Here is a 25,534-nt window from a genome sequence, read left to right on the forward strand (position 1 = left end):
TAGCTCTATTTTTAGGTAAATGGTGTTGGTAATTCGGATGCGCCTTGGCACAAAAATCATCAACGCCCAAAAAAACCTTAGTGCAAATAGTTATCATCAAACCTAAAAAGTTATTAAAAGTTCTAAAAATCGCACATGAAAAATATATTTGGTTATTAATAATTCAGTAGAAGGGTGTAAATCCCTCTATCCGGGGCTGATCGAGAAGAAGAACGCGTGACAGATAGGGAAGGAATGGCGAAAACCGTCATTTTTTTGCGATACGCAAGCGATGGGGGAATTCCTTGCTTTATAATCGCCGCCTTTTTATCCAACCCGCTTCTGCTGCACGGCATTTACCGGCGGCGGCTGAATTTCCTTAGGCGCGCTCATGCATTTTGTTGTCAAAGTTTTCCCTGAAATCACTATCAAAAGTCCACCGGTGCGCAAGCGCTTTATCAAACAGTTGCGCGATAACCTGCGCCTGCTGTTGGCGAATATCGGGGTGGTGATTGATGTACAGCGTGATTGGGAAAAAATCGAGATTCGCAGCCCCGGCGCCGATGCCAAAGTCACCGCGCAAGTGGCCGATGTGCTGGCGCGCACGCCGGGTATCGCTAACTTTGTGTTGATCCACGAGTACCCGCTGGGCGATCTGGAATCGATTTTCCAGCACACCCTGCGCCATTGGCGTGAGCCGCTGGCCGGTAAGACCTTCTGTGTGCGTATCAGGCGAGTAGGTCAACACAGCTTCAGTTCGGTGGAGGCGGAGAAGTACGTGGGCGGCGGCCTGTTGCAACACTCAGACGCCAAAGGTGTGGTGCTGCAAAAGCCGGAAATCACCGTCTCGCTGGAAATCAAAGGCGAGCGCTTATGGGTGGTCGCCAGTAAAACCCAGGGGTTGGGCGGCTATCCCCTCGGTGCACAGGATCCGGTGCTGTCGCTCATTTCCGGCGGTTTTGATTCCACCGTGTCCACCTATCTCTGTATCAAACGCGGCCTGCGCGCCCACTACTGCTTTTTTAACCTTGGCGGCCGCGCCCATGAAATCGGCGTGAAGGAAGTGGCCTACTATCTGTGGAATAAATACGGCGCCTCGCACCGGGTCAAGTTTGTCACTGTGCCGTTTGAAGAGGTGCTGAAGGAGATCCTGGAAAAGGTCGATAACGCCTACATGGGTGTGGTACTCAAGCGCATGATGTTGCGCGCTGCCGAAAAGGTGGCGGAATCACTGGAAATCCCCGCGCTCGTGACCGGCGAAAGCGTAGCCCAGGTAGCCAGCCAGACCCTGATTAACCTCAACGTGATTGATCGCGCTATAGAGACGGTGGTGCTGCGCCCGCTGGTGACTATGGACAAGGGCGATATCATCGACCTGTCGCGCAAAATCGGCACCGAGAGCTTTGCCGCCAGCATGCCGGAATACTGCGGGGTGATTTCGGTCAACCCGACCATCAAAGCCAAGCTGCCACGGGTGGTGCATGAGGAAGGCAAGTTTGATATGGCGATTCTGGAGCGCGCGATTGACGAGCGCCGCGCGCAGAATATCGACGAAATTGTCGAAGAGCTGGATGCCGACCTGAGCGTGCCCCTGGTGGGTGAAGTTATCGCCGGACAGGTGGTGATTGATATTCGCCACCCGGACGAACAGGAAGCCAATCCCCTTGCACTTGAAGGCGTGGAAGTCCGCGTCATTCCCTTCTATTCACTGAATAACCAATTCCCGCAGTTGGATAGCAGCGTCCAGTATTTCCTCTACTGCCAGAAAGGGGTGATGAGTCAATTACACGCCGCCAACCTCAAGGATGCAGGCCATTTGAATGTGGGTGTTTATCGCCCCGAACCGCGTAGTGCCTGCGCTATTTCATGATGGACGCGCTCCCCACAGCGCGAAGGGAACGAATCGTCGAGTTTGATTATCTGCGCGGCATTTCCATCGCGCTGATTGCGCTCTTTATGCACAGGCCAGAATCCAATACCAACTTTTTGCAGTGTCTCATTTATTTCACGCCGTTTTACTTATTGGGTATTTTATTTTCACAGTACAGGATTCAACTTCAGCAGTGGCATTGGCCATTATTGATAATCAGCCTTTGCGTTTTTATTGTGGTATTTTTGGTGCAGCTTTACGGGTCGGCAATAATCGCTAGCGTACTTCGCAAACACCTAACTTCAACCAACCGTCTTTTAATTGACTAACAATTAACATCCATTAACTGAGAATAATTTATGAAATGGACTTGGTTATATAAATATGGAGCTCCCGCCGGTTTTTACCGTTTGGCATCCGCATGGCTTCCTTATATGTACGCAGTGTCATTCGTTTTATTGTTCATTGGAACCGTCTGGGGATTAGGCTTTTCGCCCGTCGATTCCAAACAAGGGAACAGTTACCGGATTTTATATATTCACGCCCCAGTCGCACATATTGCAGAAGTCGCTTACGTGTTAATGGCACTGATGGGCGCCACAGGATTAATTTGGAAAACAAAACTTTCTTTTATGATGATGAAAGTCTCAGCATCTTTAGGTGCTGCTTTTACTTTCGCCGCATTAGTGACAGGTTCAATTTGGGGAAAACCAACATGGGGGACTTGGTGGGTGTGGGATGCAAGAATTACATCTATGCTGATATTGCTGTTTCTTTTTTTAGGTGTTTACGCATTGCAGAATGCCTACAAAAATAGCGATTCCGGCAACAAAGCCGCAGCCATTTTAGCTCTGGTAGGTGTGATCAATGTGATCATCATCAAAAAGTCTGTTGAATGGTGGAACACCTTGCACCAACCTGCATCCATCATGAAAGGCGCGATCGATCCATCAATGCTAGTGCCTTTACTCATCAATATCTTGGGCATGTATATTTTGTACTTGAGCCTGTTGTTTGCTTGGACACAAATAGAAATTTTACGTCAGGAACGTAAAAAGCAATGGGTGAAAGAATTATCACTCGATAAATAAAAACCAGGATATAGATTGCACTTAGACCCAATTCTCCACGCGCAGTCCATCTACTCGCACAAATTCTTTTTCATTATTGGTTACCAGCACCCAATCTTGAGAGCGGGCATGGGCTGCAAGCCACAAGTCATTATTGCCGATGATCTGGCCAGACTTTTGTAGCCGTGCACGGATGTCTCCATAGTGCTCGGTCACGCCGTCACCAAGCTCTTCAACATTCATCAGGCTGGCTAGTTCATCAATAACAGCCATAGCCTGATCTTTTGTATGACTTTTCTCAGCACCGAAGCGCAACTCGCCCAAAGTGATAACTGACATCGCCAATTCATTTGCAGAATGCTGTGCGAAGCGTGCACGTACAGAGGCGGGATTATATTTAGCGATATAAATACAGATATTCGTATCGAGCAGATAGCGTATTGTCATAATGAGTCCCTTTTAAAAATCGTCCCTTTCCTGAGGAGGCAAATCATCCCGACCTTGTGCCATAAAATCGGTTGGGAGTCGGGTAAGTGTGTCAAAGATAACGCCGGCATTGGGGTTCACCGCACGCAAGATAATTTCATCGCCACGCCGGAAAATTTCAACCTGGTCAACATCAAAACGAAACTCTTTGGGGAGCCTTACTGCCTGGCTATTACCGGATTGAAAAACACGAGCAAGTGTCATGACTATTCCTCCATTGTGTAATCACATGAAGTATATACATGAAGTATTTATGTCGCCAGCTTAAATTTTCACCAATTAGCCACTCTTAGTCATATCCGTGTAATGACAACCTAGGTATAATGCGCGCCCTTTTTACGCTTTCATTTTGCCTTCCATCAGGCGCCCACCCAAGAGTATTTCCATAGTGACAGACAATTCAGCAATCGAAAAACTGCGTAACATCGCTATTATCGCCCACGTTGACCACGGTAAAACCTCTATGGTTGACCAGTTGTTGCGTCAATCCGGCACCCTGGATCGCCGCGATGACAGCGCCGATTTGATCATGGACAGCAACGATCAGGAACGCGAACGCGGTATTACCATCCTGGCAAAAAACACCGCGATCAAGTGGAATGACTACCGTATCAATATCGTGGATACCCCCGGCCACGCCGACTTCGGCGGTGAAGTAGAACGTGTGTTGTCGATGGTTGACTCGGTATTGCTGATTGTGGACGCCGTTGGCGGCCCTATGCCACAAACCCGCTTTGTAACCTCTAAAGCGTTTGAACAAGGCTTGAATCCGATTGTGGTGATCAACAAGATCGACCGTCCGGGCGCACGCCCTGAGTGGGTGGTGGATCAAGTGTTCGACCTGTTCGACCGTTTGGGCGCGACTGAAGAGCAACTCGACTTCCCGATCATTTACGCCTCAGCCTTGAATGGTGTTGCAGGTCTGGATCCGGACAATATCGCGGAAGACATGACTCCGCTGTTCCAAATGATCGTGGACAAAGTAAAGCCGCCTAAAGTTGACCTCGACGGCCCTTTCCAAATGCAAATTTCAGCGCTGGACTACAGCAGCTACGTGGGCGTTATCGGTATTGGCCGTATCACTCGCGGCAGCCTGTCGCCCAACCAGCAAATCGTTGTGGTTGACCACGAAGGCAATACCCGTAAAGCCAAAGTATTGCAGGTGATGGGTTACCACGGTTTGCAACGTATCGAAACAGACAAAGCCTACGCGGGCGACATAGTATGTATTACCGGTGTTGATAAGCTTGGCATTTCTGACACCCTGTGCAGCCCGGATTGCATCGAAGCCCTGCCAGCCCTGTCGATTGACGAGCCAACCGTAAGCATGACCTTCCAGGTAAACGACTCGCCCTTCGCCGGTAAAGAAGGCAAGTACGTTACCAGCCGTAATATCAAAGACCGCTTGGAACAAGAGCTGATTGCCAACGTGGCACTGCGCGTGCAACAAGGCGATTCACCGGATAAGTTTATTGTGTCCGGTCGCGGTGAATTGCACCTGTCGGTACTGATTGAAAACATGCGCCGCGAAGGCTATGAGTTGGGCGTATCGCGCCCCGAAGTGGTCCAGAAAATCGTTGACGGTGTAATACACGAGCCCTTCGAGCAAGTGGTCATTGACGTAGAAGAACATCACCAGGGTTCTGTGATGGAAGAGCTTGGCCTGCGCAAAGGCGAGTTGACCAACATGGAGCCGGATGGCAAAGGCCGTATCAAGCTGGAATTCCTCTGCCCATCGCGCGGGTTGATCGGTTTCCGTGGCCAGTTCCTGACCATGACTTCCGGTTCCGGCATCATGACCTCCATTTTTGACCATTACGGTCCAGTCAAAGAAGGTGAAGTGGCCAAGCGTCAAAACGGCGTGCTGGTATCCATGGTGAAAGGTAAAACCCTCGCCTATGGTTTGCACCCACTGCAAGACCGCGGTCGTTTGTTCCTCGGTGCCGGTGTAGAAGTTTACGAAGGTCAGATCGTGGGTATTCACTCGCGCTCCAACGACTTGGTAGTAAACCCAACCAAAGCCAAACAATTAACCAACGTTCGTGCGTCCGGTACTGACGATGCGCTGACCCTGTCACCGCCAATCCGTCACACCCTGGAGCAAGCGCTGGAATTTATTGAAGATGACGAGCTGGTAGAAGTAACGCCACAAAGCATCCGCGTGCGCAAAAAACTGCTCACCGAAAACGAGCGTAAGCGCGGCAAAAAAGCCTAACAATTACTACTCTGTATAATCGTTAAATAAAAAAATCCCCAGAGTGAAAACGATGGGGATTTTTTTTTTGATTCAACGCACAAACTCTCAGGGTGCTCCGGTAGAAGGCTTCTGCCGGAGTGCCCAAGCACCAACGACATTTTCACAATGGATATTTATTTTATTATTTCCCTGCTCGCACTCGGTGCCTTCACCGGTTTTTTTGCGGGCTTATTTGGCATAGGCGGCGGGGGCATTATGGTACCGATGCTAACGCTGTTATTTGCACAGCAACAATTTCCCGCTGAACATGTGGTACATATGGCGCTGGCAACTTCCATGGCCGCGATTGTGCCAACCGCGATTGCCAGCTTGCGCGCGCATCACAAACACAAAGCAGTGCGGTGGGCGGTCGTAATAAAAATTACGCCAGGAATTTTACTTGGCACTTTTGCCGGTACATTTTTGGCGAGTTATTTATCGGCCACACCGCTGGCCATTTTCTTCTCGTGTTTTATGGCCCTGGTTGCCCTGCAGATGGTGTTTAATCGCAAACCACCGGCAACAGGCACGCTGCCGGGCACCATTGCGCTCAGTGCGACGGGTTCGGGAATCGGCGCGATTTCGGCGCTGGTCGCCATTGGCGGCGGCACACTCACCGTGCCATTTTTAGTCTGGTGCAATGTGGCCTTGCCGGTGGCAATTGGCACCTCTGCAGCGGTGGGTTTGCCTATCGCCCTCTCAGGTGCAGTGGGTTATGCGATCAATGGATTGCACGTCGCCAACTTACCGGCGCACAGCCTCGGTTATATTTTTTGGCCCGCCGTGCTCGCGATGGCGGCAGTCAGTTTTCTCACGGCGCCGCTGGGCGCAAAACTCGCCCATCGCTTGCCGGTTGCACTGCTTAAAAAATTATTTGCGCTGTTGCTGGTAGGCTTATCGCTGCAAATGTTGGTGAGCGTTCTGGGGTGATGCTGATGCGCGCGCAAACTGCCGCGCGCATCAGTGAATAGGCAGGTTTAGTGCTTTGACTTTATTAATTCCACCAGCGCATGGATGTGATCGGTGCGATCATTTAATGCGGGAATATAGGCGTACTTTTCGCCGCCCGCTTCCATAAAGGCATGGCGATTTTCCACCGCCAATTCCTCCAGGGTTTCCAGACAATCGGCGCTAAAGGCGGGCGATATAATTGCAATATTGTTGATGCCGTCTTTAGGCAATTGCTCCAGTGTTTCATCGGTATAAGGCTTTAGCCACTCTTCGCGACCAAAGCGCGATTGGAAACTGGTGAGACAAGTATTTTTATCCAACCCCAAGCGTTCCTGTACCAGGCGCGTGGTTTTTTGGCACAGGCAAAAATAGGGATCGCCCGAGGTTAAATAACGCTTGGGCATGCCGTGATAGGAAAAAATAATTTTTTGCGGCAATCCGTTTTGGTCGATGTGCTCGCGCACCGAATTGGCCAGCGCTTCAATGTACAGCGGCTCATCGCAATAGTTATTAATAAAATGCAACTCAGGCACCCAGCGCCAGGTTTTTAATTCCTTGGCGACAGCATCGAAGGTAGAACCGGTGGTAGGGCCAGCGTATTGGGGGTACAAGGGCAGCACAATAATCTGGCGCACGCCTTCCTGCTGTAATTCGCGCAGCGCGCCAGCAATAGAGGGATTGCCGTAGCGCATACCGAGTTTCACGCTGTAACCATCGCCCAGTTGCTCCTGAATCGCTGCCTGCTGCTGTTTGCTAATCGCCATGAGCGGCGAGCCTTCACTGGTCCACACACTTTTATAAAGCGCGGCCGATTTTCGGGGGCGCACGCGCAAAATAATGCCGTGCAAAATCAGCAGCCAAATGACACGCGGCACTTCAATCACACGCGGGTCAGCCAGAAACTCGGCGAGGTAGCGCCGCAGTGCCGGGGTGGTTGGTGCATCGGGCGTGCCTAAATTGGCCAGCAGCACACCCACTTTTGCTCGGGGTTTATTGGCTGCGTGAAAAACCGGGTCTATGTCGTAATGCAGAGCGGTATATCGGCTCATTGGGTATCTCCGTAAGGCTTGTGCTGCCTGAAAGCGGCACAACATACTCGCTCGTGGGCGGGAAATCCAGCGAGGTAATGGTTGATCGCAGCGGGATTGGCTGACGTAATTACAGGTGTTACAACAAGGTGCGATCCGGAAATACGCACGCCATACACCACCACTGATTGAGGTTTGCCATTTATGTCATTGCCCCTGCCCACGGCTAGCGCCCAGCTTTTTTACGATGGCCGCTGCCCCTTGTGCGCAAGGGAGATGGCGTTTTTACGTAAGCACGCACGCGCTGGATTAACGCTGGTGGATATTCATTCCCTGGGCTGCATTAACGATGCAGAGCGCGAACAGCTACTGCGCGATTTGCATTTGTTGCAGCCGGATGGCCGCTGGCAATTGGGTGTGGAGGCTAATGTTACCGCCTGGTCATTCACGCCCGTGGGTTTCTTGTGGAAACCGCTGCGCTGGAAAATCTGGTCGGGTGTGGTGGATCGTATGTATCGCCGTTGGGCCGATAAGCGTTATTGTAAAAACTACGCCTGTGCCCTCGATAATCCCCATTGAACCATTGAGTTATTGAATCGAGAGCTATTGTGATGAGCAGCGAACGCGCATTAATTTTCAGTTTCAGCGATTGCACCCACTACGTTGCCGGCATTACACAAGAGCCGGAAGGTTCAAGTAATGCGGCGCAATTGCTTAAAAATACAGATGGAAAAGTGGCCAAATTTCCCAGCGTTTTTCGCGCCCAACAGGCGCTGAAACAACTGGGTTACACCAAGGGCTGGCTGGTGATGCAATCGCCCTACGATGAAATGATCGGCAATGAAGCGGCACAGAAAACAGAATTGCCCATGCCTTTTGATCTGCAAGATTAACAGCGCTGTGCAGTGACTCAAGGATTCAAAAAATCGCCGCTGTCAATCACCGCCAAACCGTCACTGGCGCGCTGGTAGGCATAGACCCATGCCGATACCACATTACCCGAGTGAGTAATAACGTCAATTTTGATGCGCTGGTATTCCTGTTCCGGCAGGGCGGGATAGGTACATTCTTCGTAGGCATCCAACCGCGCTAATTGCTCCGCCGAAGCCAGTCGGTATATTTCCCCCAGCACCTTACCGGCCTGCGCATCCAATACCAGCGCGGGGTAATAGCTGACCCGGAATAGAGTGCCGTTGATGGTTGCTTTATCAATAAATTCGGCGTCGGCCAGATAGGTTTGATGTGCGCCCGTGGAACAGCCGCGCCGCAAGGTACCATAGACAAAAATCATTTCACCCGGCATAGCAATCTTCGCGTGTCATCACTCAGCCCCGATAAAAAAACACCCGCCGTAGCGGGAGTTTTTGGTAAAAACGAAAAACATTATTTAGGCGAGAGCTGATAAATTTTTGCTTTACTTTCATCGCTCACCACATAGATCAAACCATCCGGCCCCTGCACTACCGAGCGGAAACGCTGGCCGAGTTCTTTTTTCAGCAAGCGCTCTTCGCCAGTGATCTTGTCGCCATCCAGCGTCAAGCGCACCAGGGTTTGCTCACGCAGGCTGGCGAGCAGAATATTATTTTTCCACTGGGGGAATTTATCGCCGGTGTAAAAAATAAAACCGGCAGTCGCGATAGAGGGAACCCATTTATAAACAGGCTGCTCCATCCCCTCTTTGTGTGTGCCTTCGCCAATCTTGCCGCCGCCGTAGTTTTCACCGTAGGTGATCACCGGCCAGCCGTAATTTTTACCCGCTTCATCAATATTTAATTCATCGCCACCCTGAGGGCCGTGCTCGCCAGTCCACAACTTTTTGGTGATGGGATTTATTGCAGCGCCTTGCATATTGCGATGCCCGTAAGACCAAATTTCTGGCAGCGCGCCAGCGGTTTTTACATAGGGGTTATCGGTGGGCACAGTGCCATCGGCATTGATGCGCACCACTTTGCCTTGATGGTTATCCAATGTTTGCGCCTTGTCTTTTTGGCTGTAGCGATCACCCAAGGTAATAAACAAGGTGCCGTCCGGCGCCCACACTAGGCGCGAACCAAAGTGCGCACTGGAATCGATTTTGGGTTGCTGGCTGAACACGCGGGTGACCTTTTCCAACTTATCGCCGGCGAGGGTTGCATAGCTCACCGCCGTGCTGTTACCGCCCGTGCCCGGTTCGGAATAGCTGAAATAAATGCGCTTGCTGGTGGCAAAATCAGGAGCCAGAACCACATCCAGCAAACCGCCCTGACCATGGGCATAAATGTCAGGCAAACCCGCCAACGGAGCGCCCACCGTGCCGTCCGCACCCACAATACGCATGCGCCCGGCACGCTCGGTAACCAGCATGCGGCTATCGGGCAGGAACGCCATGCCCCACAGGTTTTGCAAACCTTCCGCCACGGTTTTCACTTGAATCGTTCCGGTTTCGGTCTTGACTTCCAGGGTTTTGGCGTCGACCAGTGGGCTTAAGGCCAGGCAGGCCAGTAAGCTGAGCTTACGCAGTGGGGTAAGTAATGTCATAGCAGTCTCCTGAATCAATTTGAGTCAGGGTAACAAGCGGGGTGGTGGGCAGCAAATCAAGCTTTGTTAAGCCCCGTGAACTAGACCCGGCGCACAGAAAAGATTCGGGTTTAACAGGGGGATGTGCTACCTTTATGAAAATCTAATCCCGGTGTGAATGCCCCGAACACTGACCCGAACAAGGCGAGTTTATGCAGATTTTTTATCCCGAGATCAAACCCTACCAACGTCACCAGATCGCTGTAGAAGCCCCCCACGAATTGTATGTCGATGAATCCGGCAACCCCGATGGTATCCCCGTATTGTTTGTGCACGGCGGCCCGGGCGCCGGTTGCGGAAAATATGATCGCCGTTTTTTTGATCCGGAAGTTTATCGCATTGTCTTGTTTGATCAGCGCGGTGCGGGCCGCTCGCGCCCACACGCCGAATTGAACAACAACACCACGCAAAAACTGGTGGAAGATATCGAAGTCATTCGCACCACCCTGGGAATTGATAAATGGGTGTTATTTGGTGGTTCCTGGGGCTCAACACTCAGCTTGGTCTATGCCCAAACCTATCCTGAGCGGGTGATGGGGCTCATTTTGCGCGGGATTTTCCTCTGCCGCCGCGAGGATTTACTCTGGTTTTACCAGGAGGGCGCAAGCCGTTTATTCCCCGATTTCTGGGACGATTTTATCGCGCAAATTCCCGAGGCAGAGCGCGGCGATATGATCTCCGCTTACTATCGCCAACTGATTGGCGAGAACCAGATTCAACAAATGTCTGCCGCCAAAACCTGGGCCGGCTGGGAAGGGCGCACCGCCACACTCAAACCCTGCCAGGACGTAGTCGACTCCTTCACCGAACCGCACCGCGCGCTGTCGCTCGCGCGCATTGAAGCGCATTATTTCATGAATAATGCCTTTTTGGAGGACAACCAGATTCTGCGCGATGCCCATAAACTCGCCGGCATTCCCGGCATGATTGTGCATGGCCGCTACGATGTGATTTGCCCGCTGGACAACGCCTATGCGCTGCACAAAGCCTGGCCGGGTTCAGAGTTGCAAATTATCCGCGAAGCGGGCCACGCGTCACGGGAGCCGGGCATTGTGGATGCACTGATCCGCGCGACCGATGATCTCGCCAAAAAAATCCTGCAAACCAGCGATCGCCTCGCATGATTGTGGCGCTTGCCGCTTCACCGCTAACGGAGCCTCATGGCTCCGTTATTTTTAGTGGCTCATCCATGTTATCCAACACCGATTCACCCCAGTTACAGATGGACACTGCATGTTAGGTTTATTGCAACGAGTCAGCACAGCATCCGTCACCGTCGACAATGCGATTGTCGGCAAGATAGATCAGGGAATATTGCTGCTGCTCGGCATTCAAAAAAATGACACGACGGAAACAGCCGATAAACTTATCGATAAAATCCTCGCCTATCGCCTGTTTTCCGATGAAAACCACAAAATGAATTACAACCTGCAGCAAATCGCGGGTGGCATTTTAGTGGTATCGCAATTTACCCTCGCGGCAGATACCAACAAAGGCCTGCGCCCCAGTTTTTCCTCGGCGGCGCCACCAGCACAGGCCAAGGAACTTTATGATTATCTTGTCGAACAGCTGCGCCGCAAGCATCCGATTGTTGAAACAGGAATATTTGCTGCCGATATGAAAGTCGCCCTCGTTAACGATGGCCCGGTCACTTTTATGTTAGAAATGCAGTAGCGCAGCATCACCCCACTCTTATTAACCACTGATTACTCACTTTTACTGGAGAAGACTATGGAATTTCCTAATGATGACGATGGCGGTCTGTTGCAAATGTTGCATGAACACGGCATCGATTTAACCGCGCCGATGGATTTGGAATTTGGCGTGCACTGCCCCGATGAAGCCACCGCTTTGCAAATAGAAACGGCACTACAAGCAGCAGGCTACAAAGCTCATGCGCTCTACGATGAAGGTGACCTGGAAGAAGGTGAAGTCATGACCGCAGAGAACGAAGAGTCATGGCCTTTCTGGGCGGTAGTGGTGTTTATTAATATGGTGCCGGAATACCATGAAATACAACGCATCCAGGCACACTTGAATGAATTAGCTGGCCCGCTCGGTGGTAAATCTGATGGTTGGGGCGCGGTGATTGAATAAACGCTGTTTAGTCATTTGCTAGCCACTGTTTAATCAGCATTTCCACTCGTTCCAAATCGTACTGGCGCAACGCCGTTGACAAGTGTTGATGGCGCTGTTTTCCCAGTTGTTCAAGCGTCAACTCCGCCATGATTCGTTTGCAACTTCCCATATCACCACTGGCCGCTGCGGCAGCAAAATCCTGCAGCCGGGAATGAATGGGCAATAAATCCGGCGGCGGGAATTCCGTCAACGCATGTGATGATGGTGCCGCCTGATGATTGTCGCCCTCAAAACGCGCAGCCGTAAATTGACGCAATGCATTAAAAATATCATCGAAGGCATAGGGCTTGCCGATAAATTCCTGAAAGCCTTGCGCCAAATAATAAGTGCGTTCATGTTCAAGGCTGGAAGCGGAGACGGCTACAATCGGAGTGGTTTGATAATTCGGGCGTTGGCGTAACTGGCGAAACATTTCCAACCCATTCATGCCCGGCATGCGAATGTCGGTAAAAATAATATCGAAATGGTGTGCATGACACATGGCCAAACCTTCTCGACCATCGTGAGCGGCGTAAGTATCGCAGCCAATTTGTTGCAGTAAATCCACCAAAATTTCACAGCTGGCAAAATCGTCTTCCACCACCAATGCGGTTATATGACAGTCTTCCGCCATACGCGTCACCTGAGCACCGGTATCGCGCAGGTCTATGGCAATATTTTCACTCAACAGTGGCAGGCGCAAATGTGCGAGGGTGCCTTGGCCCAGCACGCTGGAAAGTTGCAAGCTGCCACCCATGCCCTGTGCCAAATGGCGCGATAGGGTTAGCCCCAAACCGGTACCGCCAACATCTTCGCCCGCTTGCCCTTGTTTAAACGCGGCAAATAATTCTGCCAACTCCGCTTCGGAAATTCCCGGGCCAGTATCGCCAATCACAAATTCCACTTCGCCTTGCAAATTGGCCACATACAAACTGACACTGCCTTGCGGCGTAAATTTAATGGCGTTACCCAATAAATTTAATAATATCTGCCCGATTTTTTGGCGATCCCCTTTGACTATATAGGGGTTGGGCAAATCCACCTGGGTAATGAGTTGCAAACCTTTGGTTGCAGCGCGCTCGGCCATAATGGTTTGGATGTCGGCCACTTCCTGATGCAAATCAAAATACTCTTTGCGCAGGTTGAGCACACCGGATTCAATTTTGGAAAGATCCAATACATCGTTAATCAGCCCCAGCAATCGTTGGCTGGATACCAAAATCAATTGCAATCGTTCGCGCTGACTGCCAGTGAAATGTTCGTCGCGCATTAACAGTTGGGTGTAACCCAACACCGCATTGAGCGGCGTGCGAATTTCATGGCTCATATTGGCGAGGAAACGGCTCTTGGCGCGCGTCGCTTCCTCCGCCGCTTCTTTCGCGAATGAGAGTTGGCGCTCGGCATCTTTTTGCGCTGAAATATCGCGCCCAATACCCAGAATGCCCACTACCTCACCCGCATCATCGTGCAGGGCAACTTTGATGGTATCGAGTAAATAGCGGTGTTCATTATTGATGGTAATCAGTTGTTCGTAACGGTGAGCCGAGTCGCTGCTGAGCGTGGCCTGATCATTTTGTTGAAAGAGCGCCGCCAATTCCGGGCTGACCAATTGCTCTTCACTTTTACCGATAATTTCCTGCTCCGTTAATGCCAGCATCTCTGCAAATGCTTTGTTGCAACTGATGTAGACACCTTGCAAATTTTTGAACCACACCGGGTCGGGAATATTATCGAGCAGGCTGCGCAAGTGTTGTTCGCGCGCGCGCAGTGCTTGTTGCGATTCCTGTAATTGCTCCTGCGCCTGCTGCCGCTGCACCACTTCATTGAGCAACCAATCATTCGCCTTGCGCAACGCCTGAGTGTGCGAAAGCACTTCCTCTTCCAGTTTGCGTTGATTTTGGCTGAGCAAATCATCGTGCTTTTGGCGCGTGCGAATATAGGCCGACAACAAACCAATCATGGTCAGGCCAATAGCCAGTGCGGAGAATTGCAACCAACTGGGTTGATACCAGGGCCGCTCACTGAGTTTTGCCCCCAGCGTCATTTCGTGCGCGGCCTTGGCCAGTCGTTGCGCTTCCGAGTGCTCGATATAACCGAGCGCCGAGACCAGGAAAAATACCAGCCCCACACCCACACACAGCAATAAAAACGCCTGCGCCTGGGCATTGTGTCGCACACGGGGAATGACCAGCCACGCAAAGAGTGCAGTAAAGGTGAGCATGCCAATGCTGTCACCCATCCACCAAAAGGCCCAGGCTTTGCCCAGTTCATCATCGGGCACTAGCCCGATGTAGGAAAAGGTAGAAACACCCACCGAGGGTGCAATCAACGCGCATAGAAACACACTGACAATAAACACCAGCGTGCGCGGTAAATTGACCAACAGGTTGCGATTCAAAATCCCGTCGTTAATGCGCGCGATGATGATGGCTTGCAGCAACATGGCACCGCTGACCAGCGTACCGGCGAGAAAGGTAGTGAAGCTGATACCAAAGGCAGGGTATAGATGGATACTGAAGTTGGTTGCAAACGCGCCGATAAATAACCCCGGGGCGATACGCAACCCGAAGATCAACAAACCAAACAGCGCAAAGCCCGCAGCAGGCCAAATCAGCGACACTTGCGAGTTCAGTGAGCTCCACACCAAACCGCATTGGGCAAGCGCCAGATAACCCACAGCAAACAACAGGTTTAACACGGGCAATTTCGCCAGCAGATAGATTTTTTTACGGTCACTCATAACCACGGGCGGCATTCCCTGCGTGAATTAGGTGGTTTGCTGAACCGGGCTCAGCAGCAATTTTTGCAGCGACTGGTAATTCAGGGCTTGGGGGCGATGGTGATGGTAGCCCTGTCCCCAACGCACACCCAGCGCATACAATTTTTGGGCGACGGCCTCGGTTTCCACAAATTCGGCAATCACTTCTTTATTGAGTGAGGCCGCCATTTCCACAATTGATTTCACCATTGCATAGTGCGAGGCATCGCTGTCCATATCGCGTACAAAAATACCGTCGATTTTAATTTTGTCGAACGCCATTTGGTGCAGATACGCGTAGGAAGCAAAGCCGCTGCCAAAATCATCCAGCGCAAAATGTGCGCCGAATTCACGCAGCTGCTGCATAAATTGACGGGCGGATTCCACATTCACAATGGCTTGGGTTTCAGTGATTTCAAAACAGAATTTTTGCGGCGGTAAATTGAATTGCTGGAAGCTATTGATAATGAATTGTGCAAACTGGGTTTCGCGAATCGAAAAGGCGGAGATATTGATCGACACCATATCGATTTGATCCAGCAAATCCGGATGCTGGGCAAACAGCGAGAGCGTGGCCTGGAGCATCCACTTGTCCAGCTCGGGAATTAAATGCAAGCGCTCGGCGGGGCCAATAAATTCACCCGGCGAAATCATGCGCTGGTGCTCCGCATCCCACAAGCGCATTAATACTTCCAACCTATAGCGCGGCGCTTCGTCATCGCGCGTTGCGGGAAAGTATTCGATCATCTGAAAATAAGCGCGGAAGGATTGGTTGTGAATCGCATCCACCAGACGCGAAGCCCAATTGATATTTTCCTTGTGTAAATTACTGCGCTTGGCCGCTTCTTCGTAACTGAAAATACCACCGCGCGCTTCTTGTTTGGCTACAAAAATCACTTCATCGGCCGCGAGCATCACTTGATCGTAGCTCACCATGGTGCGCGTCAACGGCACAGTGGCGATGGACGCAGCCAATTTGAATTGGCGATCCTCCCACTGGAAATTAAATTCCTGCAACTGCGCCAAAATTGATCGCGCAAGCGCATCCCCTTTGTCGCCTTCATCGCAGTAGGTAACCACCGCAAAACGATCGCCACCAAGACGGGCAAAAAAATCATCGCGTCGTAACAAGCCGCTGATAGCATCGGCAAATTGGCGCAGCAGTTCATCGCCGGCAATGCAACCGCAGCTTTGATTGATCAAGCGAAAACGATCTATGTCGATCATTAAAAAGCTGGCGTTGATATTCTGAACCTGGATACGTGCCAGCAGTTCGGAGACAAAGGATTCAAGGGCGTTGCGGTTGTGGAGGCGGGTAACAAAATCGTGGGTGGCGAGGTAATTGAGGCGGTCTTGCATGTAGCGCCGTTCATTTATTTCCTCGCGTAGCTGACGGTTGGCGATGGTCAGTTCGGAGGTCCGTTCGCGCACCTTGGTTTCCAGCTCGCGATTAAAGGACTTTAACTCGGCGAGCATTGCCTGCCGCTCCAGTTGATGGCGCACTCGTGCGCGCACTTCGTCGGCATTGATGGGTTTGGTAATGTAGTCGGCACCACCTACGCGAAAGCCCTGACTGATATCGTCGGTGCGCGCGGTGACAAAAATAATGGGGATTTCGGTGGTGGTGATATCGCCTTTCAGGCGAGTGCAGACATCAAAGCCATTGATGTCGGGCATCATGACATCGAGCAGGATCAAATCGGGCAAGCGGCGCGCGGCCAGTTCCAATGCGCGCTCACCGGAGGTGGCGACAATCAGTTGGCAATCCAAATCCTCCAGAATGCCACTGAGGACATCCAGATTCTCGGGAGTATCATCCACTAACAGAATACGCGTCGCGCTCGACATAACAATGAAATCCTTCGCTATCGCTATTGTTGATATTTGATAATAACAGAAGGAATCAGAATAGCTACGCGGTGATTATGAAGTTTTGTTTAGCATTCCAGACTTGGCGCCGAAGGATGTTATATAGGCGCGAGCCTGCGTGTGCACAGCAAATGCGTGTCTGCCATACAGGTTATACCTTGATACGAGTTAAGGCTGGGACTGGATCTGTGTGACGCTATTTTCTAAACCACAGCGCCAACAAACCAATCGCGATCAATGCCACACCGGCGGGCGAGAGATCCGTCGCCAGCCAATCCCGCAATACCGCAGAGCCTTGGGTATCGCGATAAAGGAAATAACCCGCCGCACCAAATGCCACTAGCGCAATCAGCTTACGGCGTCCGCGATGCTGTTGCACATTACGCCGGCTTACATCCTGTTCGAGTGCATCGAGCTTCTGGCTGATCAGCGGCAGTTGTTGCAAGCTGTTGAAAATCAAATCCGGTACTTGTGGGAATTTTTCCATCCATTCCGGTGCGTAACGTTTGAGTTCGCCCCACAGGGATTTGGGATGAAAGCGATTTTTTAACCAGCGCTCCAAAAATGGATGGGCGGTAACCCATAAATCCAGGTCCGGGTACAACTGGCGGCCAAGGCCTTCTATATTGAGCAAGGTTTTTTGTAGCAACACCAATTGCGGCTGCACTTCCATATCAAAGCGGCGCGCTGTGCGGAATAAACTGAGCAACACATTGGCAAAGGAAATTTCCTTGAGCGGTTTTTCAAAAATAGGCTCACACACGGTGCGAATTGCTGCTTCCAACTCTTCCACCCGCACAGTCTTTGGCACCCAGCCGCTTTGTACGTGCAGCTCGGCCACCAAACGATAATCGCGGCGAAACATGGCAAGCAGGTTACGCGCCAGATAATACTGATCTTCACGGGTGAGCGAGCCGACAATCGCCATATCCACCGCAATATATTGCGGAAGTTGCGGATTTTTCGTGGCGACAAAAATATTGCCGGGGTGCATGTCCGCATGGAAAAAATTGTGCTCGAACACCTGGGTGAAGAAAATCTCCACGCCGCGCTCGGCAAGTTTTTTCATGTCGGTATGTTGCGCGGCCAGGGCATTGATATCCGTCACGGGAATACCGTAGATGCGTTCCATGACCAACACATTGCTGCGGGTGTAATCCCAATAAATTTCCGGCACATACAGCAGGGGGGAATGTAAAAAGTTGCGGCGCAATTGCGATGCATTGGCGGCCTCGCGCTGCAGATCCAGCTCATCAAAAATGGTAGTGCGGTAGTCCTCTACAATTTCCACCGGGTGCAAGCGTTTGCCATCGAGGGTATTTTTTTCCACCCAGCGGGCGACCAATAACAGCAACTCGATGTCCTGATCAATCACCCGTTCAATACCGGGGCGCACCACTTTGATCACCACCTCGCGCCCATCCTTTAAGACCGCCGTGTGTACCTGGGCAACCGATGCAGAGGCCAAGGGGGCTTTGTCATAACTGGCAAAAATAGTATCGACACTGGCACCGAGTGAGGTTTCTACAATGCGCTGGAATTCCTCATTGGCAAAGGGGACCACATTGTCTTGCAGGTGGTTGAGTTCGAGCACTATGTCGCTGGGCACCAAATCCGGCCGGGTCGATAACAACTGGCCAAATTTTACAAAAATCGGACCCAGATCTTCGCAGGCGCGGCGCAGGCATTCGCCGCGTGTCATTTTGGGTACTGGAAAGAACTTGAACAACGCCAGCAGCACGCGCGCGCCAAAAGGGATATTGGCGGGCAGCAATTGATCCAGACGATAACGCGCAAATACGCGCAGGATTTTTAATAAACGCAGAAAGACCATTACAAGCACAATTCTCTTTTTGTTCTACCGTAGGTTGGGGTGAGGAACGAACCCCAACATGACTTATTCGCACAACACGACGAATTCCTTTCGTAAAGGCGAATGGGATTGGATTTTTTAGCAATTTTTCGGCGTTACTCTGTTGGGGTTCGTTCCTCACCCCAACCTACGGTTTTCGCTCCGTAATGAGTTTTTCAACACGCGCCGCCGCGCGATCCACCGCCAAGCGCAGGTCATCTACTTGCTGGTAAAAGTCGTCCAATTCGGGCTTGGCGGGCAGGGCTTTTAATTCTTCGGTGAGGAATTCGCTGGTCAGGCGTCGGGCGCTGCTGGCACGCTCATTCACCCAGCCGACTTGGGCGCGAATCAGTTGCGCGGTTTGGTGGCCAATCAGATCACCGGTGAATTGACTGAGCATTTCCTCCCAGTCGATATCGAGGTTTTTTACCAGCCGCTGCCATTCGGCGAGCAGGCTTAAATCGCCCATCACCGTGACGCCGCTGTGTTTGAGGTTATGGATTTCGGTGCGGCTCAATTGCGCCAGCGCGAGCAGTGAACCGCTGATGCGGGTATCGACATCGCCGTCCCAGTTACCCATCAAGCGCAACTCGTCGTCCATCGGCATGACAAATACCGTCAGCACAGGGGCAGTGATGTGCACTGCCAGTATTTTGCCTTCCAGAGGGGCAAGGCCAAGGCGCGTGGCGGGGTCATAGCGCAGCGTGGCGTTGAGCATTTTCTCGGCGCTGGCGAGTGCGGCGGTACCCAGCATGCCGGCCATCAGGGTTTGATTCCCTTGTGCAACGCAACAATTCCGCCGGTCATATTGTGGAATTCGGTGCGTACAAAACCGGCATTGTCCATCATGTCTTTCAAGGTTTGCTGATCCGGGTGCATGCGGATGGATTCGGCGAGGTAGCGATAGCTTTCGGCATCGTTAGTCACCAGCTTGCCCATGAACGGCAGGACTTTAAATGAATAGGTGTCGTAAATTTTGCTGAGGATTTCACTTTGCGGCTTGGAGAACTCCAGCACCAGCAGGCGCCCACCCGGCTTAAGTACCCGCTGCATGGAGCGCAGGGCGAGGTCTTTGTCAGTCACATTGCGCAGACCAAAAGCGATAGTGATGCAATCGAAGGTGTTATCGGGAAATGGCAGGTATTGCGCGTCGCATTGGGCGAAGTTGATATTGCCCGCAATACCGCGATCCGTCAGGCGGTCGCGGCCCACACCGAGCATTGAAGCGTTGATGTCAGCGAGGATCACCTGCCCGCTGGCGCCCACTAACTTGGCAAACTGGTAGCTTAAATCGCCGGTGCCACCGGCAATATCCAACACTTTGTGACCAGCACGCACGCCCGATGCTTCAATGGTGAAGCGCTTCCACAGCCGGTGGATGCCGCCGGACATCAGGTCGTTCATGACATCGTACTTAGCCGCGACCGAGTGGAATACCTCGGCGACGCGCTCCGCCTTTTCTTCGACGGGAACTTGTTGAAAGCCAAAGTGAGTGGTTTTTTTCTCGTTCATAGCGGGTTCCAAAACGGTCGCCCCAGCGGGCGGGATGGCTGCATTGTACTGGCATTAAGCGCGGTGGGCGAGGCCATATCGCGCGGGAAAAAAGTGATAGTGTTTCTGTCATCCCTGCGTAAAATTGCCCCCTGCATCCATTCTGCAACGATTTACCAGAAGCAAGGATTACCCCATGCGCATGTTTTTATCTGCGGCATTCTTTATGAGCGCCATTGCCCTCAGCGCCAGCTTGCCCAGCCCGGCGGCGGCCAATAGCCTCAAGCCATTTACTACTGACGGCTGCTCCCTGTGGATTGATGGCACGCCCGAACAGCCCCACCTCTGGCGCCACTGTTGCGTTGCCCATGACCTCGCCTACTGGCAAGGCGGCACCAAGGCCGACCGCCAACAGGCCGATGCCGATATTCTCGCCTGTGTAAAACAAGCCCAGGGGCCGGGCATGGCCCAGTATATGTACGCCAACGTGCGCTGGGGCGGCAGCCCTTATTGGATGTCCAGCTACCGCTGGGGTTATGGCTGGAATTATCTCGATGGCATTTGGCCGCGCGGTTACAAACTCCCCACAGCAGAAGAGCAGGCACAGATTGCTGCACAACTGCCCGCCGCACAGGCACTCATGGCGCGCGATATCGAACTTTATCCAGCCAGCAAGGACAAAGAGCCTACACCTGCACCGGCGAATTAATTGGATTCGATTAGCCTTGCTAACGATTTATGGGTGTTTGAATCCATTCAAGTGCTTTACAATTGCCGGCGCAGTTGTACCGGGTCAACCCAGGTGTAAACCGGGCAATGCGCGGCCAAATGGCTCCAACTCCTTTCCGGTTTTCCTCGGTCTCCCCTCAAGCAGACTGGCCGGACGGTGCGCCACGCAACCAGCCTTATGTCATGACGCTGTGTTATGACATAAACAAGCACCACCCAGAGGCGTCTCGCCAGCAAGTGAAATTCCAGCCTTATACCTTTTTATGGAGACTCCATGAAATTTCGCTTTCCCATCGTCATCATCGACGAAGACTTTCGCTCCGAGAACACCTCGGGTTTAGGCATACGCGCACTCGCGGAGGCCATTCAAAATGAAAGCTGGGAGGTAGTTGGTGTTACCAGCTACGGTGACCTGTCGCAATTTGCGCAGCAGCAATCGCGCGCCTCTGCATTTATTTTGTCCATTGATGACGAAGAATTTGGCGCAGGCTCTCTGGAAGAGACCGACCACGCGCTCAAATCCCTGCGCGCCTTTGTGCAGGAGATTCGCAACAAAAACGCCGACATCCCGATTTATCTCTACGGCGAAACCCGCACCTCACGCCATATCCCCAACGATATTTTGCGCGAGCTGCACGGCTTCATTCACATGTTTGAAGACACCCCGGAATTTGTGGCACGCCACATTATCCGCGAAGCCAAATCCTACCTTGATGGTTTGGCACCACCGTTTTTCCGCGCACTGGTACATTACGCGCAGGACGGCTCCTATTCCTGGCACTGCCCTGGCCACTCCGGCGGCGTGGCCTTTTTGAAATCACCCATCGGCCAAATGTTCCACCAATTCTTTGGTGAAAATATGCTGCGCGCCGACGTGTGCAACGCGGTAGAAGAACTCGGCCAATTGCTCGACCACACCGGTCCTATCGCCGCGTCCGAGCGCAATGCCGCACGCATCTTTAATGCAGATCACTGCTACTTCGTCACTAACGGTACGTCCACCTCCAACAAAATGGTGTGGCACTCAACCGTAGCGCCGGGCGATATAGTTGTTGTTGACCGTAACTGCCATAAATCGATTTTGCACTCGATTATTATGTGCGGCGCAATCCCCGTATTCCTGATGCCAACGCGCAATAACCTCGGCATTATCGGACCGATTCCGCTGGAAGAATTCACGCCTGAAAGCATCGCCCGCAAGATCGAAGCAAACCCCTTTGCGCGCGAAGCCGTAAACAAGAAACCGCGCATTCTCACCATTACCCAATCGACTTACGATGGTGTGCTCTACAACGTAGAGACGCTGAAAAATATGCTCGACGGTAAAATCGATACGCTGCATTTCGACGAAGCCTGGCTGCCGCATGCGACTTTCCATGAGTTCTACAAAGATATGCACGCGATTGGCAAAGATCGTCCGCGCGCAAAAGAGTCGATGATTTTCTCTACTCAATCCACACACAAATTGCTCGCCGGTTTATCACAAGCGTCGCAAGTGTTGGTGCGCGAATCCGAGAAAGTAAAACTCGATCAGGATGCATTCAATGAAGCCTATTTGATGCACACTTCCACCTCACCGCAATATTCGATCATCGCGTCATGCGATATCGCCGCTGCGATGATGGAAGCACCCGGCGGTCACGCACTGGTAGAAGAATCGATTTTTGAAGCGCTGGATTTCCGCCGCGCCATGAAAAAAGTGGACGAAGAGTGGGGCCAGGATTGGTGGTTCCAGGTGTGGGGGCCAGAAGAATTTGCCGAAGAAGGCATTGGCACCCGCGAAGACTGGGTACTGCGTAGCGACGACAATTGGCACGGCTTCGGCAAACTCGCGCCGAATTTCAACATGCTCGACCCGATCAAAGCCACCATCGTCAACCCGGGTTTGTCGGTGAATGGTCAATTCAGCGATACCGGCATCCCTGCATCGATCGTCACTAAATATCTGGCAGAGAACGGCGTAATCATCGAGAAGTGCGGCCTCTACTCCTTCTTTATTATGTTCACCATCGGCATCACCAAAGGCCGCTGGAATACTCTCGTAGCCGCGCTGCAACAATTTAAAGACGACTACGACAAGAACCAGCCAATGTGGCGCATCATGCCGGAATTTGCGCAAGCCAATCCACGCTACGAGCGCATGGGTCTGCGCGATCTTTGCCAGCAAATTCACGACTTCTACAAAGCCTACGACGTTGCACGCTTGACCACCGAAATGTATTTGTCCGATATGCAACCGGCGATGAAGCCATCTGATGCCTTTGCAAAAATGGCGCACCGCGAAATCGAACGCGTGCCTATCAACGAATTGGAAGGCCGCATCACCTCGATTTTGTTAACACCCTATCCGCCAGGAATTCCGCTGTTGATTCCAGGCGAGCGTTTTAATAAAACCATCGTCGATTATTTGAAATTCGCGCGCGACTTCAACGAGAAGTTCCCCGGCTTTGAAACTGATGTACACGGTTTGGTAAAACGCGAAGTGGATGGCAAAAAAGATTATTTTGTTGATTGCGTAAAACAATAAAGCTGCCGTTCATGCACCAGATGTTATAAATTCAAAAGCCACCTCATGCGAATGCGGTGGCTTTTTTGTAGCCATTTTTTCAATTAATTTCAACGTAAGCTGTTCCAAAAATTAGTAAATAACAATCTGAACGTAAACCACCATGCATAAATGGCATAGGCAGATTGACTGCCTCTGTCATCAAGTAATCCGTGAGCGACTTCGTTACGAAGATTCGGGCCTAGCGGGTCACAAAATAATGCCTTTAGCTCAAACACCAAATCTTCGTCAAATAATTGTTTTACATCAGGAATATTTTTGCGCGCGTTGTTTTATTTTCGTTATTGGCTTTTTCGGCTGCCTTGCGGAAATATTCAGCCATTAATGGATAGTCAGTTGCGGCTAACCCTTCCAGCAGAATTGTGTCGGCGCATTCAGAAAAGTCTTGAATCGTAAAAACCTGATCTCCATCATTTGAATTAATATTATCCACCGTAACTCCTTATTATTTCAGGTAAGATGTAATTAGCACGATCACATATTGAACTCCGATTCAATCTGCTGTCCATTTAGTTTTTGTTTTAGCTCCGTGAACAATCCCGTAACTGTATTTATCAAAAATCCTTCAAATTTTTCTTTTCCCAACGTGCGATCATAAACATCCGTCGGGAGGAAGCGCTTCATTTCATTTTTAAAATCGCTGCCTGTGACAATGCCCGGAAGTTTATTAATCATCAGCTCGAGCATGCCTGAATAATCAGTCAAACGATAATCGGCAATTTTTCGCTGAACTAATTCCTGTTGAACAACAGCACCTTGCTGCTTCAGCCATGACAAATCCCAAATATCCCGGTGGCGCACGTATCTTTGTGTGGCGGGCAGCGAAATCAATTTATCGGCCATCACTTCATCCAGAGTTTCTGTAAAAATCAGAGTGTCTTCATAGCCGTCAGGTAGAAAGTTGTAATTAACTCTGAGCGGCACAGCTTCTTTTGTGTAAGCGGGAATATTGGCAACTTCAAGCTTGATGCGCTGCCTTGGTACATCTTTGCGATCTGGTGCAGTGATTACGGATATCTGCCACTTATCGATGTTCAGCTCGGCGTATTCCGCATCTTCTTTTAAACTTGCCGGTTCTTTAACCCTGACCTCAAGGCCGTATCGTTTGCCGATGTAATCCTGCAGGCAGTCTTTCATCTCAATGAGCCTGGCGGATGAAAAATCCTTGCCGCCAGCGAAATCCAGATCCTCACTAAAGCGGTTACCACCACGACACAGGCGCAGCGAGGTACCGCCCTGAAATACCAGGTTGTCCAAAAGTCCTTTTTCTTCCAGACAAAACAAAATGTCATAGTGCAGCAATTCTTTTTCAATGACGGGACGCATGTGCGTGACCTTATTGTCCTGCATGGCTTTGTTTACCAGTTGGGCAAAATCATCTTCAGTGATTTTCATAAACTACTTGCTCCTCAACTAAATGCGTATTGCGACCAACCCGCTTTAGGTCCCGATAGGCTGCGACCTTATTCGCCAGTTTCAGCGGGCGACCTACGTCGAACCGATTATTGATGATATCGACAACCGGCCGTTTGGTATGGGTAAACTCGATAGTACCAAAGGGGGTGTTGTATTCACCTTTGCGCCCAGTAGTCATCACGGTCAATCGGTCAATCGGGATTTGGGATATTGCCCCATATTCAGAGAGAGCCGACTCCAGGCTGATGTAGTTATATTCACCACGACGAATGGTCTTGGCGATTTGTTCGAGGGTATTGCTGCCCTTATGTTGGGAAAATGCATACAGATAAATGCCTTTTGCAACATTCATTAAAAGTCCTTGCTGCACAAGTCGCTTTAATCCGGCCTGCAAAGCGCGAGGACTGTCCTCTGGAAAGACCTTGGTTAAATCCCTATAGGTAAAAATGTACCGACCCTCTTTGTCGCAGGCTGCAAAGCGTTGAATGGCGGCTGTTTGGTTCATAAACACTCGCTAAGTAGACAAATAAACAACATATAAATGACGTTTTTGTCTATA

At 51.2% G+C, this 25,534-nt stretch carries 25 protein-coding genes; 11 read left to right on the top strand and 14 right to left on the bottom strand.

Going from position 1 to position 25,534, the window contains the following annotated elements:
- Window positions 1-370: 370 nt before the first annotated feature.
- Together thiI and ccmC are read left to right on the top strand one after the other, a co-directional pair.
- Complete coding sequence (thiI, locus tag B0D95_RS13370; protein WP_078044355.1) at window positions 371-1,849, top strand: tRNA uracil 4-sulfurtransferase ThiI; 1,479 nt, start codon at window positions 371-373, stop codon at window positions 1,847-1,849.
- Between the two features lie 359 nt (window positions 1,850-2,208).
- On the top strand, window positions 2,209-2,940 hold the full coding sequence (ccmC, locus tag B0D95_RS13380) for a heme ABC transporter permease CcmC (RefSeq protein WP_078044357.1): 732 nt from the start codon (window positions 2,209-2,211) through the stop codon (window positions 2,938-2,940).
- A 21-nt stretch (window positions 2,941-2,961) separates the two neighbouring features.
- Here ccmC and B0D95_RS13385 read toward each other — a convergent pair whose 3' ends face one another.
- Window positions 2,962-3,366: a type II toxin-antitoxin system VapC family toxin gene (locus tag B0D95_RS13385; RefSeq protein ID WP_078044358.1), complete on the bottom strand. Its 405-nt coding sequence runs from the start codon at window positions 3,364-3,366 to the stop codon at window positions 2,962-2,964.
- Window positions 3,367-3,378: 12 nt separating this feature from the next.
- A complete protein-coding gene (locus tag B0D95_RS13390; RefSeq protein ID WP_078044359.1) occupies window positions 3,379-3,609 on the bottom strand; it encodes an antitoxin in 231 nt (76 codons plus the stop codon).
- A 259-nt stretch (window positions 3,610-3,868) separates the two neighbouring features.
- Between B0D95_RS13390 and typA the strand changes: the two genes are divergently transcribed.
- Window positions 3,869-5,620 carry a translational GTPase TypA gene (gene typA / locus B0D95_RS13395; protein ID WP_244904622.1) on the top strand — a complete coding sequence of 584 codons (1,752 nt, stop codon included), beginning with the start codon at window positions 3,869-3,871 and terminating at the stop codon, window positions 5,618-5,620.
- A gap of 147 nt (window positions 5,621-5,767) precedes the next feature.
- Window positions 5,768-6,571 carry a sulfite exporter TauE/SafE family protein gene (locus B0D95_RS13400; protein ID WP_078044361.1) on the top strand — a complete coding sequence of 268 codons (804 nt, stop codon included), beginning with the start codon at window positions 5,768-5,770 and terminating at the stop codon, window positions 6,569-6,571.
- Window positions 6,572-6,618: 47 nt separating this feature from the next.
- Here the strand turns inward: B0D95_RS13400 and hemH are convergent, their stop codons facing one another.
- A complete protein-coding gene (hemH, locus tag B0D95_RS13405) occupies window positions 6,619-7,641 on the bottom strand; it encodes a ferrochelatase (RefSeq protein ID WP_078044362.1) in 1,023 nt (340 codons plus the stop codon).
- Window positions 7,642-7,824: 183 nt separating this feature from the next.
- Between hemH and B0D95_RS13410 the strand changes: the two genes are divergently transcribed.
- A complete protein-coding gene (locus B0D95_RS13410) occupies window positions 7,825-8,199 on the top strand; it encodes a thiol-disulfide oxidoreductase DCC family protein (protein ID WP_078044363.1) in 375 nt (124 codons plus the stop codon).
- 32 nt (window positions 8,200-8,231) lie between these two features.
- Window positions 8,232-8,513 carry a DUF6482 family protein gene (locus B0D95_RS13415; protein ID WP_078044364.1) on the top strand — a complete coding sequence of 94 codons (282 nt, stop codon included), beginning with the start codon at window positions 8,232-8,234 and terminating at the stop codon, window positions 8,511-8,513.
- 17 nt (window positions 8,514-8,530) lie between these two features.
- Here the strand turns inward: B0D95_RS13415 and B0D95_RS13420 are convergent, their stop codons facing one another.
- Both B0D95_RS13420 and B0D95_RS13425 read right to left on the bottom strand, forming a co-directional pair.
- The gene (locus B0D95_RS13420) at window positions 8,531-8,911 is read right to left on the bottom strand and encodes a gamma-glutamylcyclotransferase (RefSeq protein WP_168172453.1); all 381 of its coding nucleotides are present in this window, start codon (window positions 8,909-8,911) and stop codon (window positions 8,531-8,533) included.
- Window positions 8,912-9,003: 92 nt separating this feature from the next.
- Window positions 9,004-10,137, bottom strand: a complete 1,134-nt coding sequence (locus B0D95_RS13425) for a PQQ-dependent sugar dehydrogenase (protein WP_078044366.1) — start codon at window positions 10,135-10,137, stop codon at window positions 9,004-9,006.
- Window positions 10,138-10,328: 191 nt separating this feature from the next.
- Here B0D95_RS13425 and pip point away from each other — a divergent pair, with 191 nt between their 5' ends.
- The 3 genes from pip (at window position 10,329) to B0D95_RS13440 (ending at window position 12,273) form a co-directional block, all read left to right on the top strand.
- A complete protein-coding gene (gene pip / locus B0D95_RS13430; RefSeq protein ID WP_078044367.1) occupies window positions 10,329-11,300 on the top strand; it encodes a prolyl aminopeptidase in 972 nt (323 codons plus the stop codon).
- Window positions 11,301-11,409: 109 nt separating this feature from the next.
- Window positions 11,410-11,850 carry a D-aminoacyl-tRNA deacylase gene (dtd, locus tag B0D95_RS13435; RefSeq protein ID WP_078044368.1) on the top strand — a complete coding sequence of 147 codons (441 nt, stop codon included), beginning with the start codon at window positions 11,410-11,412 and terminating at the stop codon, window positions 11,848-11,850.
- A 57-nt stretch (window positions 11,851-11,907) separates the two neighbouring features.
- A complete protein-coding gene (locus tag B0D95_RS13440) occupies window positions 11,908-12,273 on the top strand; it encodes a ribonuclease E inhibitor RraB (RefSeq protein ID WP_078044369.1) in 366 nt (121 codons plus the stop codon).
- A 7-nt stretch (window positions 12,274-12,280) separates the two neighbouring features.
- On the opposite strand, the gene B0D95_RS13445 is transcribed toward B0D95_RS13440, so the two are convergent.
- The 5 genes from B0D95_RS13445 to ubiE form a co-directional block, all read right to left on the bottom strand.
- A complete protein-coding gene (locus B0D95_RS13445; protein WP_168172454.1) occupies window positions 12,281-15,034 on the bottom strand; it encodes a response regulator in 2,754 nt (917 codons plus the stop codon).
- A 27-nt stretch (window positions 15,035-15,061) separates the two neighbouring features.
- Window positions 15,062-16,900 carry a bifunctional diguanylate cyclase/phosphodiesterase gene (locus B0D95_RS13450; protein WP_078044371.1) on the bottom strand — a complete coding sequence of 613 codons (1,839 nt, stop codon included), beginning with the start codon at window positions 16,898-16,900 and terminating at the stop codon, window positions 15,062-15,064.
- A gap of 217 nt (window positions 16,901-17,117) precedes the next feature.
- Window positions 17,118-18,755, bottom strand: coding sequence for a ubiquinone biosynthesis regulatory protein kinase UbiB (gene ubiB / locus B0D95_RS13455; RefSeq protein ID WP_078044372.1), 1,638 nt, complete (start codon window positions 18,753-18,755; stop codon window positions 17,118-17,120).
- A gap of 166 nt (window positions 18,756-18,921) precedes the next feature.
- Window positions 18,922-19,536: an SCP2 domain-containing protein gene (locus tag B0D95_RS13460; RefSeq protein ID WP_078044373.1), complete on the bottom strand. Its 615-nt coding sequence runs from the start codon at window positions 19,534-19,536 to the stop codon at window positions 18,922-18,924.
- Entirely contained in the window at window positions 19,536-20,285 is a 750-nt protein-coding gene (gene ubiE, locus B0D95_RS13465; protein ID WP_078044374.1) for a bifunctional demethylmenaquinone methyltransferase/2-methoxy-6-polyprenyl-1,4-benzoquinol methylase UbiE, read from the bottom strand. Before ubiE ends, B0D95_RS13460 begins: the two co-directional genes overlap by 1 nt.
- Before the next feature lie 175 nt (window positions 20,286-20,460).
- Between ubiE and B0D95_RS13470 the strand changes: the two genes are divergently transcribed.
- Together B0D95_RS13470 and B0D95_RS13475 are read left to right on the top strand one after the other, a co-directional pair.
- The gene (locus B0D95_RS13470) at window positions 20,461-20,973 is read left to right on the top strand and encodes a helicase (RefSeq protein ID WP_149867915.1); all 513 of its coding nucleotides are present in this window, start codon (window positions 20,461-20,463) and stop codon (window positions 20,971-20,973) included.
- A gap of 294 nt (window positions 20,974-21,267) precedes the next feature.
- On the top strand, window positions 21,268-23,520 hold the full coding sequence (locus tag B0D95_RS13475; RefSeq protein ID WP_078044375.1) for an arginine/lysine/ornithine decarboxylase: 2,253 nt from the start codon (window positions 21,268-21,270) through the stop codon (window positions 23,518-23,520).
- Window positions 23,521-23,609: 89 nt separating this feature from the next.
- On the opposite strand, the gene B0D95_RS21130 is transcribed toward B0D95_RS13475, so the two are convergent.
- From B0D95_RS21130 to abiEi, 4 genes are read right to left on the bottom strand one after another with little or no spacing between them, the layout of a single operon-like run.
- The gene (locus B0D95_RS21130) at window positions 23,610-23,777 is read right to left on the bottom strand and encodes a DUF4209 domain-containing protein (RefSeq protein WP_210403624.1); all 168 of its coding nucleotides are present in this window, start codon (window positions 23,775-23,777) and stop codon (window positions 23,610-23,612) included.
- Window positions 23,778-23,800: 23 nt separating this feature from the next.
- Window positions 23,801-23,992: a hypothetical protein gene (locus tag B0D95_RS13485; protein WP_078044377.1), complete on the bottom strand. Its 192-nt coding sequence runs from the start codon at window positions 23,990-23,992 to the stop codon at window positions 23,801-23,803.
- 41 nt (window positions 23,993-24,033) lie between these two features.
- The gene (locus B0D95_RS13490) at window positions 24,034-24,954 is read right to left on the bottom strand and encodes a nucleotidyl transferase AbiEii/AbiGii toxin family protein (protein WP_078044378.1); all 921 of its coding nucleotides are present in this window, start codon (window positions 24,952-24,954) and stop codon (window positions 24,034-24,036) included.
- On the bottom strand, window positions 24,941-25,480 hold the full coding sequence (gene abiEi, locus B0D95_RS13495; RefSeq protein ID WP_078044379.1) for a type IV toxin-antitoxin system AbiEi family antitoxin: 540 nt from the start codon (window positions 25,478-25,480) through the stop codon (window positions 24,941-24,943). The genes B0D95_RS13490 and abiEi overlap by 14 nt, the downstream gene beginning before the upstream one ends.
- Between the last annotated feature and the right edge of the window lie 54 nt (window positions 25,481-25,534).

It is taken from the genome of Cellvibrio sp. PSBB023, assembly GCF_002007605.1.
Lineage (GTDB): Bacteria > Pseudomonadota > Gammaproteobacteria > Pseudomonadales > Cellvibrionaceae > Cellvibrio.

What these genes read in the sequence shown, in the direction of transcription:
- B0D95_RS13385 (WP_078044358.1), bottom strand. Translation starts at nt 3,366, where the DNA reads ATGACAATACGCTATCTGCTCGATACGAATATCTGTATTTATATCGCT.
- B0D95_RS13440 (WP_078044369.1), top strand. Translation starts at nt 11,908, where the DNA reads ATGGAATTTCCTAATGATGACGATGGCGGTCTGTTGCAAATGTTGCAT.
- B0D95_RS13390 (WP_078044359.1), bottom strand. Translation starts at nt 3,609, where the DNA reads ATGACACTTGCTCGTGTTTTTCAATCCGGTAATAGCCAGGCAGTAAGG.
- thiI (WP_078044355.1), top strand. Translation starts at nt 371, where the DNA reads ATGCATTTTGTTGTCAAAGTTTTCCCTGAAATCACTATCAAAAGTCCA.
- abiEi (WP_078044379.1), bottom strand. Translation starts at nt 25,480, where the DNA reads ATGAACCAAACAGCCGCCATTCAACGCTTTGCAGCCTGCGACAAAGAG.
- B0D95_RS13445 (WP_168172454.1), bottom strand. Translation starts at nt 15,034, where the DNA reads ATGAGTGACCGTAAAAAAATCTATCTGCTGGCGAAATTGCCCGTGTTA.
- ubiB (WP_078044372.1), bottom strand. Translation starts at nt 18,755, where the DNA reads ATGGTCTTTCTGCGTTTATTAAAAATCCTGCGCGTATTTGCGCGTTAT.
- ccmC (WP_078044357.1), top strand. Translation starts at nt 2,209, where the DNA reads ATGAAATGGACTTGGTTATATAAATATGGAGCTCCCGCCGGTTTTTAC.
- B0D95_RS13450 (WP_078044371.1), bottom strand. Translation starts at nt 16,900, where the DNA reads ATGTCGAGCGCGACGCGTATTCTGTTAGTGGATGATACTCCCGAGAAT.
- B0D95_RS13460 (WP_078044373.1), bottom strand. Translation starts at nt 19,536, where the DNA reads ATGGCCGGCATGCTGGGTACCGCCGCACTCGCCAGCGCCGAGAAAATG.
- B0D95_RS13410 (WP_078044363.1), top strand. Translation starts at nt 7,825, where the DNA reads ATGTCATTGCCCCTGCCCACGGCTAGCGCCCAGCTTTTTTACGATGGC.
- B0D95_RS13400 (WP_078044361.1), top strand. Translation starts at nt 5,768, where the DNA reads ATGGATATTTATTTTATTATTTCCCTGCTCGCACTCGGTGCCTTCACC.
- ubiE (WP_078044374.1), bottom strand. Translation starts at nt 20,285, where the DNA reads ATGAACGAGAAAAAAACCACTCACTTTGGCTTTCAACAAGTTCCCGTC.
- B0D95_RS13470 (WP_149867915.1), top strand. Translation starts at nt 20,461, where the DNA reads ATGCGCATGTTTTTATCTGCGGCATTCTTTATGAGCGCCATTGCCCTC.
- B0D95_RS13420 (WP_168172453.1), bottom strand. Translation starts at nt 8,911, where the DNA reads ATGATTTTTGTCTATGGTACCTTGCGGCGCGGCTGTTCCACGGGCGCA.
- B0D95_RS13475 (WP_078044375.1), top strand. Translation starts at nt 21,268, where the DNA reads ATGAAATTTCGCTTTCCCATCGTCATCATCGACGAAGACTTTCGCTCC.
- B0D95_RS13490 (WP_078044378.1), bottom strand. Translation starts at nt 24,954, where the DNA reads ATGAAAATCACTGAAGATGATTTTGCCCAACTGGTAAACAAAGCCATG.
- B0D95_RS13425 (WP_078044366.1), bottom strand. Translation starts at nt 10,137, where the DNA reads ATGACATTACTTACCCCACTGCGTAAGCTCAGCTTACTGGCCTGCCTG.
- pip (WP_078044367.1), top strand. Translation starts at nt 10,329, where the DNA reads ATGCAGATTTTTTATCCCGAGATCAAACCCTACCAACGTCACCAGATC.
- dtd (WP_078044368.1), top strand. Translation starts at nt 11,410, where the DNA reads ATGTTAGGTTTATTGCAACGAGTCAGCACAGCATCCGTCACCGTCGAC.
- typA (WP_244904622.1), top strand. Translation starts at nt 3,869, where the DNA reads ATGGTTGACCAGTTGTTGCGTCAATCCGGCACCCTGGATCGCCGCGAT.
- B0D95_RS13415 (WP_078044364.1), top strand. Translation starts at nt 8,232, where the DNA reads ATGAGCAGCGAACGCGCATTAATTTTCAGTTTCAGCGATTGCACCCAC.
- hemH (WP_078044362.1), bottom strand. Translation starts at nt 7,641, where the DNA reads ATGAGCCGATATACCGCTCTGCATTACGACATAGACCCGGTTTTTCAC.